Here is a 12548-nt window from a genome sequence, read left to right on the forward strand (position 1 = left end):
TTTCCAGGCATGCGCATGCGGACCGGCAATGCCGTCACCTGCCTTCAGGCAGGTGGTGTTCAAGAGGGCGATCCCTTTTACCTGAGCAAACATCCGTGAATCCATATATATCGGAGGCATGCGCGTACCCGCTTGCCGGATTAAAAATAGACTTTTTATTACAGTTGCTTCTTCGGTTTATTTGCTCTGGTGCTTACGCGCGATTCGCTTTCCGCGGATTACTGCACATATCCATGGTTACTGCAGGATGCCGCTTGCAGCCGAACAAATGCGCGGCTTATGCCACATTTTTGCTTGATTTTGTTCTGTTGCCGACGTTTACTGCCACAAGTTCGGAGGAAATGTTCTTTCACGGAAGGTGGGGAGTGTCATGAGCTCGACTGTTTGGGGATATCTTGGCGGCAATATCGCCGAGGAAAAGCAAGACGTTGACGGACTGCGCACGCCGGAAGGGACGATCTCCCGGCTTGACGATGCGGACTTGCCTCGCCGCCCGGCCGAAAAGGCGCCTGACCAGACAGCCCTTGACGAAAGAGAAGGCGCCGGCAGCGTCGCCGCTTCGCGCAGCAGCCCTGTGCCTGAAGGGGAGACCGACGCAGCGCCCTATCCACAGAGCGCCGAGATTGCCTCCCGCGCGGCCGGCCTGAACGACAGCTTGTGGATCTCAAGCAGCACGGCGCTGTCCCCGGCCATCGCGCCGACCCCCTGGGACGGCGATTTGATCGCCAGCCTGCTAGGCCCGCAATTTGGTTCGGGCGTGCGCTACATCGACGTGATGGCCGGCTCGACGCTCAGCGGCTCGTATTACGACGATGTGGTCTCCAACGCTTCGCTCGCCGGAAGCTACGACGCTGGCGTGGCGTTCGGCGCCGTTGGCGCCTGCGGCTGCGCGGGCTGCGCGCAGTATCAATCGCAATTCGGGGCAGGGTTTGATGAGAACGGAACGTCAAGCACCACGGTGGCTGTGGCCGCGACCGGCAATCAGTTGATTGATGGGCTGTTGAGTGGCGTCAGGTGGTCTGGTTCCATCAGCTATTCCGATCCCGACAGCGCCGCCGATTATCAGGGCGGCTACAATTCTAATGCAAACGGCAACGGCTTGAGCGCGCAGAATGAAGGCTTCTCGCAATTCAGCGCGCAGCAGATGTCCGCACTGCACTTTGCCCTCAACCAGGCCATCTACACCCAGACATCCGGCGTGTTCGCCATCGAGGCGTTCACCAATATCGACATCACCTATGCGGGCGCCGGCACCGGCGCCTCGACCATGCGCTATGCCAACTCCTCCGACGCCGCGACCGCTTATGCGTACTACCCCAACAACAACATTTATGGCGGCGACAGCTTCTTCGGCGTCAACGCCCGAACGCCGACGGCCGGCAACTACTCCTGGATGACCACTCTTCATGAGATTGGCCATTCGATGGGCCTTGCCCACGGGCATACGGGCGGAGGCTACGGTGCGCTGCCAGCCAATTACGATTCGCACGAATACAGCCTGATGACCTATCGGTCCTACATCGGATCGAACGCCCAGTTCGTCTACAACGAGACATTCGGCTATCCGCAGACCTACATGATGCTCGACATCCTGGCATTGCAGCACATGTATGGTGCCGATTATTCGGTTAATAGCGGCAATACGACTTACAGCTGGAGCCCAACCACCGGCGAGACCTACATCAACGGGGTCCTGAACATCGACCCGGGCGGCAACCGGATCTTCGCCACCATCTGGGATGGAGGCGGCACCGACACCTACGACCTGTCGAATTACAGTTCGAACCTGATCATTGACCTGAACCCTGGCGGGCATTCCGTGTTTTCCAGCGCACAGCTTGCCTATCTCGGCGGCGGGCCCAATGGCGGCTATGCGCGCGGCAACATCTTCAACGCGATGTTGTTTGGCGGCAACACCGCTTCGCTGATCGAGAACGCCATCGGCGGCAGCGGCAGCGATACATTTACCGGCAACGTCGGCAACAACGTCCTGTCCGGCAATGGCGGTTTCGACACCGTTATCTTCAGCGGAAACCGCAGTTCGTATCTGTTCACCGAAACCAACAGCTACTCCGTGACCGGCAACAGCCAGGGCACCGATACGCTGAACTCGATCGAACGCTTCCAGTTCGCCGACATTACCGTGGTTGACGACGTCATTGGCGGCACCAACACCACCCAGGCGATCGCGGTGAATGCCTCGCGCACCGGCGAAATCCAGTTCAGGGGCGACTTGGACTGGTACCAGGCGACCCTTACCGGCGGCCAGAACTACGTGCTCGACCTGCGCGGCTCGCCCACCGGCAATGGAACGCTCTCGGATCCGTTCGTGCGCATGTATAACGCCGCCGGTACGGAGATCGCCCTTAACGATGATGCCGGCATCGGCTTTGAAGCGCAACTTACTGTGCGGGTGACGGACAGCGGAACCTACTTTTTCGGCGCCCGCAGATTTGGCGATAGCGGCACCGGCACCTATCTCATGGAACTGGAAGGTCTCTCCGGGAATACCCGGTTCCAGAATCCAACTTTGGAACTGAACTCGTTCGGCCCGAACGCCGGCGGATGGTCGAGCAACAATATCTATCTTCGCACTGTGGCCGATGTGAACGGCGATGGGCTCTCCGATATTGTCGGGTTCGGCGGAAGCAATGTCTATGTGTCGCTCGGCAGCAATGGCGGGTTCATCGATCCGGTGGCGAGCATTGCGTCTTTCGGGCAGGGCTATGCTGGCGGCGGATGGTCGAACAACGATTACTACACGCGCACCATGGGCGACGTGAACGGAGACGGCAGAGCCGACATTGTCGGGTTTGGCAGCGCCGGAGTGTACATCTCGCTGAGCACCGGCAGCACGTCCTTTGCTGATCCCTATCTCGACCTGACTTCATTTGGACCGGCTTCCGGCGGCTGGACATCCAACAACTATCTTCCGCGAACCCTTGGCGACATCAACGGCGATGGCCGCGACGACATCGTCGGTTTCGGTTCGGCCGGCGTCTATGTGGCGCTCGCGCGAACCTCGGGCACACCCGGCTTCAATGACCCAATCTTCGCCCTGAATTCGCTGGGCAGCAGCGATGCGGGTGGTGGATGGTCCAGCTTCGAACAGTTTCCGCGCACGGTTGCCGATGTCAACGGAGACGGACGGGATGATCTGATCGGATTTGGCGGCGCCGGCGTCTACACGGCGATGGGACAGGCAGACGGCACCTTCGCGCCAGTTCAATTTGCCTTGGATTCCTTCGGGTTCTCCCCCGCGGGCGGAAGCTGGGCCAGTTTCGATGCCTATCCGCGACTTGTCAGGGATTTGAACCTGGACGGGCGTGCGGACATCGTCGGATTTGGCGGCAGTTTCGTCTACACCGCTATGGGACAGGCTGACGGAACATTTGGAAATGTTGTGCAGGATCTCGCCAGCTTTGGCGCCTCCCCCTCCGCGGGCAGCTGGTCCAGCAACGACCTGTACCCACGGTTGCTTGGCGACGTGACCGGCGATTTCCGCCCGGATATATTGGCCTTCGGCAGCGATGGGGTGTACGTGTCGCGGGATTTCGATTTCGTCACGGTCTGACACGCTGCAAGAACGTCGTCCTGGTCGGCTGCGTCTGTTCTGCTTGAAAGACATGCTGAAGGATCGTGCCTGGATGTATTTCCGACCTGAGATATTTTGGGCGGAAACGAATATTTCTTTGCAGTATTCGGCACTGTGTCTATAGTTCGTCTTTTGTGTGGGAGTTGTGATGGTGCGACACGATGAGGTTCTTCAGAATCTGCGAGCGTGCCGGCGTGGTCTCCTTGTCGCAGCCCTGTTTTCCTTCGCGCTCAATCTGCTGATGCTGACGGTGCCTCTGTACATGACGTCGGTCTATGATCGCGTTCTTTCCAGCCGCAGCGAAGAGACGCTGATCGTCCTGAGCATCGCCGCCGTTGGCGCGCTCGCTGTTGCCAGCCTGCTCGAAGTGGTTCGCCAGATGGTGATGAACCGCACCGGCACACGGCTCGAAACCTCGCTGGGCGCGGCCGTCATGAGCGCCTCTCTCAAGGGCGCGCGCGTGAGTGGCGGCGACATCCAGGGCCTCCGGGACCTCGCGCAGGTCCGCAATTTTCTCTCCTCGCCGCTGGCGGGCGCCCTGTTCGACATTCCCGTGGCGCCGGCCTATCTCGCGGTCGTGTTCCTGATTCATCCGTCGCTCGGCTGGCTCTCGCTCGGCGCCGCCGTGGTGATTGTCCTGGTCTCGATCGTCAACGAGCGCGTCACCAAAGCGCCGCATGCGGAAGCGGGCAACCACACGCTTACCGCCCTGCAAAAGGCGCAGGCGCAGATGCGCAACGCCGAGACGGTGCGGGCCATGGGCATGTTCCCCAATTGCGTCAGTTCCTGGGGGGAGGACAATGCGCGCGCGCTGATCGCAGCCGACAAGGCGGGCGGCCGCAACGCCCTGTTCAACGGACTGTCGCATTTCCTCCGCCTGTTTCTGCAGGTGGCCGTGCTGGGCTTCGGCGCCTATCTCGTGCTCGCTGACAGCAGTGTCAGCGCCGGGATCATCTTTGCGGCGTCGATCATCTCCGCGCGCGCGCTGATGCCGGTCAACCAGGTGATCGGCGGCTGGCGGTCGCTGGTCGCGGCGCGTCAGGCCTGGGCGCGCTTAAAGCTGCTGCTCGCCGCCGCGGCGCGCGAGCGCGATGTGATGCCGCTGCCGGAGCCGGTGGGTTCCATCACCGCCGAAAAACTCGTGTATCAGGTCGCGCCCGGAGAGGAACCGATCCTGAAGGGGCTTTCCTTTGCCATCCAGCCCGGCGAAGTCGTGGGCATTCTCGGGCCGAGCGGCGCCGGAAAGTCAACTCTGGCGCGGATCCTGGTCGGCGCGCTGACGCCGACTTCGGGCACGGTGCGGATTGGTGGCGACGATCTTGGCAATTGGCGCGCCGATGCGCTCGGTCCCCATATCGGCTACGTCCCTCAGGATGTCGAGCTGCTGCCGGCCACCATTGCCCAGAACATCGCGCGCATGGAGCCGGTGCCCGACTCCGACAAGGTCATCGCCGCGGCGCGGCTGGCCAATTGCCACGAGCTCATTCAGCGCCTGCCGCACGGGTACGATACGGTACTGTCGCCACAAGGCCATGCCCTCTCGGGCGGCCAGCGGCAGCGAGTGGCGCTGGCGCGCGCCTTCTACGGCAATCCCAAGGTCGTCGTTCTCGATGAACCCAACGCGTCGCTGGACAATGACGGCGAACTGGCGCTTCTCGCCGCTCTCAAGCAGGCCTCCGAAGCCGGGATCACCTGCCTGGTTGTCACGCAACGCACCAGCGTGGCTGCGGCCCTGCACACGGTGATGCTGCTGAACGATGGGCGCATCGAAGCGTTCGGCCCCAGGAACGAGATCCTGCAGATGAGGCCGGCCACGAACGACGACCGGCCGGTGGAAGTGGTCAAGGATGAACCGGGATCCAGGCCGGCTTCGGCTCAGGCTCCCATGACGATCACCGCCCGGTTCGGCTAGAGCATCCTGCATTCAGGCAGAGCTGCCTGAATGCAGATAAGATGTTGCAGAATCGAAGAGTTAGAGCGTCCTTTGTGCGTCCGAATGGACTCATGGCGCTCTCGAATGAAGCGAGGGAAAAATGGCGTGGCACGATAGCGTGAAGACCGGGATCGGCAAACCGGTCGTGGCCGGGCTGGCGGTCATGATCTTTGGTCTGGGGGGCTTCGGCGCCTGGGCCGCCATGGCGCCGCTGTCAGGCGCCGTGATCGCCCCTGCGAAGATCGCCGTCAGCGGGCACAACAAGGTTGTGCAGCATTTCGAAGGCGGCATCGTCAAGGAGATCCTGGTCGCCGAAGGAGAAAACGTCTCCGCCGGTGATCCGCTTCTCATTCTGGATGGCACCGCCTCCCACGCCATGGTCAATCATTTGCGTCTGCAGCTTGCCGCCATAGAGGTGAGCGAAATCCGGGCTTCCGCGGAACGCGAATCCGCGCAGACCATCGTCTTTCCGGACCAGTTGGAGGGCGCCTCGCCAACCGACAGCGCCCGGCTGATCGCCGACCAGAGGATCGAGTTCGAGGCCCGGCTCGAATCCCACAGGGTGAAGCAGTCGATCCTGCGCCAGCAGATCGCGGCCATTCGCGAGGCGATCGTCGGACACGAAACCGAGAAGCACGAGACGGAAAAGCAGATCGTGCTGATCGCCGAAGAGCGCAAGGCGATCGAGGCGCTGCTTGAGCAGGGGCTCACGCGCAAAAGCCAGGTGCTGTCGCTGCAGCGGCTGGAATCGGACCTGTTGGGCAAGCAGGGCCAGCTCGGCGCCGCGATCGCCAAGGCCAGGCAGTCGCTGGCCGAGATCGAGGAGCGGATCGCGCAGGCCGACAGCACGCGGGTCGAGGAGGCCTCCGCCGCGCTCAGCGGATTGCGGCGCAAGCGCTCCGAGATCGTCGAGCAACTGCGCAGCGCCGAGGACGTGAACACGCGGCTTGTTGTCCGGGCTCCGGCGTCGGGAACAGTCATGGATCTCGCCAAATACAATCCCGGCGCCGTCATCTCTCCCGGCCAGGAACTGATGCGGATTGTTCCCATCGAGGATGGGCTGATCGTCGAGGCCCAAGTCCGCCTGCAGGACATCGACCAGGTCCGGATCGGGCAGCCGGCCCGGCTCGATTTCTCCCGGTTGCGCGGGCGCGGCATGCAGCCGGTCGCCGGTACGGTCTCCTACATCTCGGCCGATCGCCGCGAAGACGAGCGCTCCGGCGAAGCCTATTATGTCGTGCGCCTTGATATTTCGGAGCCCTTCATCTCCGGCACAGATTCGGCGTTCCTCAGCCCGGGACAATCGGTCGACGTGTTCATCACCACGGACAAGCGCACGTTCCTGGCCTACCTTACGGAACCCTTCGCCAATACGCTGAGGCGTGCTCTGCGGGAAAGCTGACCTTCGGACCCGCCAAGCGGATCAAGCAAAGGGGCGTCGACCCGGGTCATGTCGATAGCCGGCGCCAGCGCTGTTGCAAGGCCGATTGCGTCTGATGGACTGGTTTTCTCGGCCAGATCAAGACACGGGGCCCCCCCGCCCCGTCACCGCCCACGGCTCCGTCGACCGCTGCATGGCTGCGGAACTTATCGTCTCCGAAAAGCCAGCGTTTTCCACGGCGTTCTTCCGCGCGTCGCAACCGGATCTTCCAGGCTGCTTAAAACAGGACAACGGCCAAGCCGGAAACAATGCAGGCCAAAGTGACCCAGAATGCCCATATCAGCGCGATGCTTCTGGCGTCCCGCACCACGCGGGAAACCTCTATCCTCGACGCAACCACAATCACCGCCAGGTAGGCCGCGTAGAACACGAAACCGGAGAGTGCGTAGGCCTCGGTGATGTAGCCGTTCAGGGCGTAGGCCGCGAACAGGACCGCGCCGGAGCGGAAGACGAAGCCGAACAGTTGCAGCAGAAACGCCGCTCTCTGCCGCCGGGTCACGGCCAGCGCCAGGGAAATCGGCGAGGCGAGAAACTGCAGCATGAACCAGGGCGTCATCCAGGCGACCAGAATGCCCGACCTCGCCCATTCCTCGCCGAAGACCAGGGGAAAGACGAATGGCGCAGCGATGCCGATGGCAAGCAGCGGACCCGGCCCGGTTCTGGCCAGGTTCACCAGCACCGTTCCGGTGAATTCGGCAAGGCGGCCGGCGCCGTGCTCCTCGGCGGCTCTGGAAAAATAGACCTGGGCAATGGCCGCGCCCACAAGGCCGATCATCGCCTGCATGGCATAGAGGCCCAACTGCAGATGGCCCACTTCCGCGGGCGGGGCGAGCGCGCCGATCAGGATAACCGGCACGAAAATGCCGGCCGCATTGAAGAAGGCCTCCCAGGTCGAATAGATCGGAAACTGCCGGTATTCCTTGGCGACGCTGCGCATGCCGGCAAAACCTATCTCGCGCAACAGGCCCCGGCTTTGCAGCAGGAAGACGCCGCCCAGAACCACCACCGCGGTGGCATAATTGGCCATCTGCGCCAGCACCAGGAAGACCGGCGCTGCCATCAACCAACCGCCGCCAAGCTGCACGCTGGCGTGAACCAGCGCCTGGGCTATCCGGTTGCGCGCGACGATGCCATAGGCTTTCTGCCGGATGAACCAGTTCTGCATCGCGCTCATGCCGGCCAGGAAGAAGATCCCCGGCCCGGCAAGCCACAGGTGGGTGTAGACACTGGCGTCGAACAGAAGGAGGGCGTACCGCTCGGGCGCGAGCACCACGAGCAGGCTCACCGCCACGGCGATGATGGCCGCGCTCAGAAAGGCCAGTCCGAGCAGATTGACCGCATCCTTCTGGTCCCGCGGCAGCGGCACGGCAATGTCGAAGCGCAGGCAGGCGGCGACGGCCACGGTGGACACGACGGCATTGAACACCGCCAGGACGCCGAAATCCGCGGGCGAATAGAGTTGCGTGGCAATGACCAGCGCGCCGAGCAGCATGGCCTGGGCCAGGGCGGCGGCGCCGGCCAGCTTCATCACGCCTGCAAGGAACTGTCCCGACAATGCCTGGCGCAGCTTAGCCATCAAGGCATGGGGCGACTTATCTGATGCCATTGGTCCATTCCGCGGACACGACAAAGAGTGAGGCGCTCACGCGCCTCCCGGCTGTCCGGCCGCTATGATCGCGTCTTTCTGCCGTTGATCGGGATAGCTGATCAGCACGGCGCGATAGACGCCCTTGAACACGAAGTAGCTTCCGGCGGCGGCGCCCATGGTTCCGCAGGCCGCAAACAGCTCCGAGAAGTCCGCGGGCTTGCCGGCACCGCCCAGCATGGTCATCGGAATGTGGAGCTGCGCCCGCGCCTTGCGGGCCAGATCCAGATTGTAGCCCTTCATCGATCCGTCATCGTCAATCGAATTGATGATGATCTCGCCGGCGCCGGCCGCCTGCATGGTTTGCAGGGCGTCGCTCATGCTCATGCCGGTCTTGCGGGTCGCGTTGTGGGTGTAGACCTCGTAATCGCGCGCCAGCATGCGCTTGCGCACATCCAGGACGACGACCACGCTTTGCCTGCCGAGCTCCTTGGCGATGGCCGTGATCAGCGCCGGATTGGCGAGCGCTGCGGCGCTCAGGGCCACTTTCTCGACGCCCAGCGAAATGATGCGCTTGGCGTCCTCGACGTTGCGCACGCCGCCGCCATAGCACAGCGGCATCCGGCATTCGGACGCCAGTTCGCTGATCAGCTTGAAATCCGGCCCCGCGCCGCTGATGGTCGCGTCAATGTCGAAGACGGCGAGCTCATCGCACTGCTTTTCATTGAAGATCCGCACGGCGTTGAGCGGATCGCCCACATATTTCGGATCCTTGAACCCTGTCGTCTTGACCAGCCCGCCATCATGGACGAGCAGACTGGGTATGATCCGTGGCCTCAGCATTGTCAAAGTTCCGCAAAGTTGCGCAGCAGGCGCGAGCCGAAATCATGGCTCTTTTCAGGATGAAACTGCACGCCGAACACATTGTCGCGCCGCACCGCGCAGGTGAATGCCTGGCCATAGGTCACATGCGCCGCCACATCCGTCTCATGGGCGCAGTCGTAGAAATAGGAATGTAGGAAGTAAAACCGCGGTGCGTCTTCCAACCCGGCAAACAGGGGCATGTCCTCCACGGGCTGGACATCGTTCCATCCCATGTGCGGCATCGGCAGCTGCGATGAATTGGACAGCGACACCAGGGTCCTGACCCGTCCCGGAACCAGGCCGAGCCCCGGCGCGACCCCCTCGTCGCTTCCGTCCGCCAGGATCTGCATGCCGACGCACACACCCAGGATCGGCACGTCGCCGGATTTGGCCTGGGCAAGCAGCGGGTCTTTCAATCCTGACTGATTGAGGAGGTCCATCGCGTGGTCGAACGAGCCGACACCGGGAAGGATGACCTTCGACGCCTTGGACAACTCGTCCGGGGTCTTGGCGGCATAGGCCGGGATGTTCATGCGCCGGTAGGCGGTCAAGAAGGCCTGAACGTTCCCGAGGCCATAGTCGACAACGCCGATCATCGCATCACGGACCGTTGCAGACCAAGCGCCCTGTACACCTTGGTGCCCAGATCGATGAAGGTCATGGCGTTGGCGTAATCGCGGTAGGTCTTGTTGGGCAGCTTCATGTAGCCCTGCAACTCCTCGACCGTGATCCCGAGCTTGTTGGCCACGAACTCCATGTCCCGCGCCACGTCTTCGGGCGTATAGGGATCGGTCGCCAGAACCTTCAGCGCCTCTTCCCGCGTCACCTGGCCGGTCAGGATCAGGCTCGAATAATGCGCGCGGCGCTTGTCGTAGCCGAACTTCTTGGGCAACCAGTAGCCCTCGTAGAACCGGGTGAAGCGCGACTCGTAGTGCTTGTGCGCATAGCGCTGCCAGCCATACTCATTGACCAGCAGGTCGATCGCGTCTTCCTTGATGTAGGGAACGTGGTTGAGCGGCTTGACCACCCTCATGCCCTTGAAGAAGAAATAATAAATCTTGTAGGTGAAAATATCGGTCGTCGGAAAAGACTTCAGCGGCCGTGTGCCAAATTTTCTGTGAATGTCCAGCATGTTGCGCCGGTCGGAGGCATGATAGTGCCATTCGAGCGGCTCGCGCACACACTCAGTCGAATAATTGGCGCCGGTGAGAATGTGCTTCACCCCGTTCTTCGCCGCAAAGTTATACAGTCCGGCGAAAAATGCATGGTCCTGCGGCGTGTCGAGATGGGGCACACCAGCCTTGAAATAGGACAGTTGCAGATCGCGCATTTCCTGCCAATTGACCACCTCGGTGTGCAGGTCGAGGCCCAGCTTGTCCACCAGGCATTCGATGTTGTGCACGGCCTGCTGCGAATTCCATCCCGCATCGACATGGAAGAGGAGCGGGCGCAGGCCGAAAACGGTTTTGGCCAAGTGGACCAGGTAGGAGCTGTCGACGCCGCCGCTTATGCCGATGATGCAGTCATGGGGCTTGCCTTCGCCGGCCTTCTTGATCTTCTCGACTTCGGAGGCGATGAACCGCGCGCCGCGCTCATCCGTGTGCCAGTTGGGGAGAATGTTGGTGCGGTAGTTGTTGCAATACTCGCACACCCCGTTCGAATCGAAGCTGATCTTGGAGTCCGATGTATCCATGATGCAATTGGTGCATATCTGATAGGGACGCTTAGAGTTGTTGGCGTAGGAAGTCATCCAAAGACCTTCACAATTTTGATCTGCAAGCTGTTGATGGGTTCGGGGAAACCAAAACACAGGCTCCAATGACTAACAATCATGCCCGCCCATTTCGGACCTGATGACTAGCCATATGGGTGGTGCATGTCAATCCAACTCAAATGTCGGCGCCGCTATTCTGCGGAGCCTGTATCCGGTTGAGAACATCCGCAGCCTTGACCGACGTTCAACTGTCAAACGGCTACGCCGAGCTCCGTCGCCACGGCGCGAACCGCGTCGATGATGTAATCCTGCGTTGCCTCATCGAGGTAGGGATGCATCGGCAATGCAATCACCTGCTGCGCTGCCCGTTCGGAAATCGGCAGCCCGTTTCCGCTCACCGGGAAGTTCTTGTAAGCCGTCTGCTCGTGCAGGGGCTTGGGATAGTAGATGGCTGTGGGAACCGATTGCGCCTTGAGGCCGTCAATCATGGCATCGCGCTTGTCCGCGGGCACCCGGACAACATATTGCGCCCAGGTGGAAACGCAGCCGTCCAGCACCATCGGAGTCCTGACCACGCCGGCGAGACCGGCAGCGTACCGGTCGGCGACGACCTGGCGCTTGTCGATCTCCTCGGCGAAGATCGCGATCTTTTCGAGCAGGATCGCAGCCTGGAGCGTATCGAGTCGCGAGTTCACGCCGATGCGCACATTGTCATACTTGTCCGTGCCCTTGCCGTGAACGTGCAGGGAGCGGATCACCTCGTTGTACTCGTCATTGGGCGTCAGGATCGCGCCGCCATCGCCGTAACATCCCAGCGGCTTGGCCGGAAAGAAGCTGGTGGTCGCCATGTCGCCGATGGAGCCGGCGACGCGGCCGCGATACCGGCTGCCGAATCCCTGGGCCGAATCGGCGATCAGGACAATGCCGTTGGCCCGGCAGAAGGCTTCGATAGGCTCGTAATCGGAGGGCTGGCCGAAAAGGTCGACGGCGATCAAGGCCCTGACCTTGAGCCCTTCCCGCTTGGCCGTCTCGAGGGCAGCTTCGAGCCCCTTGGGATCGATGTTGAAGGTGGCCTCGTCGATCTCGGCGAAAACCGGCGTCGCGCCCAGCCCTGCAACCACTTCGGCCGTGGCGGCGAAGGTGAAACTGGGGCAGATCACCGCCTCGCCCGGCCGCAGGTCCAAGGCCATCAGGCACAGTTCGAGAGCATCGGTGCCGTTCGCGCAGCCGATCGCATGTTTGGCGCCGCAGAACTCCGCGAGCTTGCCTTCAAATTCGCGCACCTGGGGGCCGTGGATGTACTTGCCTTCGTTCACCGCCGCCAGAATGGCCGTGTCCATGCGATCGCCGATGTATTCGCGCTGAGCCTTGAGATCGATGAATTCAATTTTCATGGGAGGGCTTCCTTGATTGCCT

General features: G+C 61.8%; 8 protein-coding genes. 3 read left to right on the forward strand and 5 right to left on the reverse strand.

From position 1 onward, the window contains the following. The first annotated feature begins 370 nt into the window (after positions 1-370). The 3 genes from LL06_RS26585 to LL06_RS22635 all read left to right on the forward strand — a co-directional run bounded on the left by LL06_RS26585 (position 371) and on the right by LL06_RS22635 (position 6930). Entirely contained in the window at positions 371-3574 is a 3204-nt protein-coding gene (locus LL06_RS26585; protein WP_052161838.1) for an FG-GAP-like repeat-containing protein, read from the forward strand. A gap of 169 nt (positions 3575-3743) precedes the next feature. Next, the gene (locus LL06_RS22630) at positions 3744-5507 is read left to right on the forward strand and encodes a type I secretion system permease/ATPase (protein WP_052161839.1); all 1764 of its coding nucleotides are present in this window, start codon (positions 3744-3746) and stop codon (positions 5505-5507) included. A gap of 121 nt (positions 5508-5628) precedes the next feature. After that, positions 5629-6930 carry an HlyD family type I secretion periplasmic adaptor subunit gene (locus tag LL06_RS22635; protein ID WP_035532267.1) on the forward strand — a complete coding sequence of 434 codons (1302 nt, stop codon included), beginning with the start codon at positions 5629-5631 and terminating at the stop codon, positions 6928-6930. A 256-nt stretch (positions 6931-7186) separates the two neighbouring features. Here the strand turns inward: LL06_RS22635 and LL06_RS22640 are convergent, their stop codons facing one another. The 5 genes from LL06_RS22640 to LL06_RS22660 all read right to left on the reverse strand — a co-directional run bounded on the left by LL06_RS22640 (position 7187) and on the right by LL06_RS22660 (position 12526). Next, positions 7187-8575, reverse strand: coding sequence for an oligosaccharide flippase family protein (locus LL06_RS22640; RefSeq protein WP_081964144.1), 1389 nt, complete (start codon positions 8573-8575; stop codon positions 7187-7189). Positions 8576-8611: 36 nt separating this feature from the next. Continuing rightward, on the reverse strand, positions 8612-9397 hold the full coding sequence (locus tag LL06_RS22645) for an AglZ/HisF2 family acetamidino modification protein (RefSeq protein WP_035532271.1): 786 nt from the start codon (positions 9395-9397) through the stop codon (positions 8612-8614). Positions 9398-9399: 2 nt separating this feature from the next. Then, positions 9400-10014 (reverse strand): imidazole glycerol phosphate synthase subunit HisH, encoded by a 615-nt coding sequence (gene hisH, locus LL06_RS22650; RefSeq protein WP_035532273.1) that lies wholly within the window; start codon positions 10012-10014, stop codon positions 9400-9402. Then, on the reverse strand, positions 10011-11168 hold the full coding sequence (locus LL06_RS22655) for an N-acetyl sugar amidotransferase (RefSeq protein WP_035532276.1): 1158 nt from the start codon (positions 11166-11168) through the stop codon (positions 10011-10013). The genes hisH and LL06_RS22655 overlap by 4 nt, the downstream gene beginning before the upstream one ends. Positions 11169-11383: 215 nt before the next feature. After that, positions 11384-12526 carry a DegT/DnrJ/EryC1/StrS family aminotransferase gene (locus tag LL06_RS22660; RefSeq protein ID WP_035532279.1) on the reverse strand — a complete coding sequence of 381 codons (1143 nt, stop codon included), beginning with the start codon at positions 12524-12526 and terminating at the stop codon, positions 11384-11386. Between the last annotated feature and the right edge of the window lie 22 nt (positions 12527-12548).

The organism is Hoeflea sp. BAL378 (assembly GCF_000759435.1).
GTDB lineage: Bacteria > Pseudomonadota > Alphaproteobacteria > Rhizobiales > Rhizobiaceae > Hoeflea.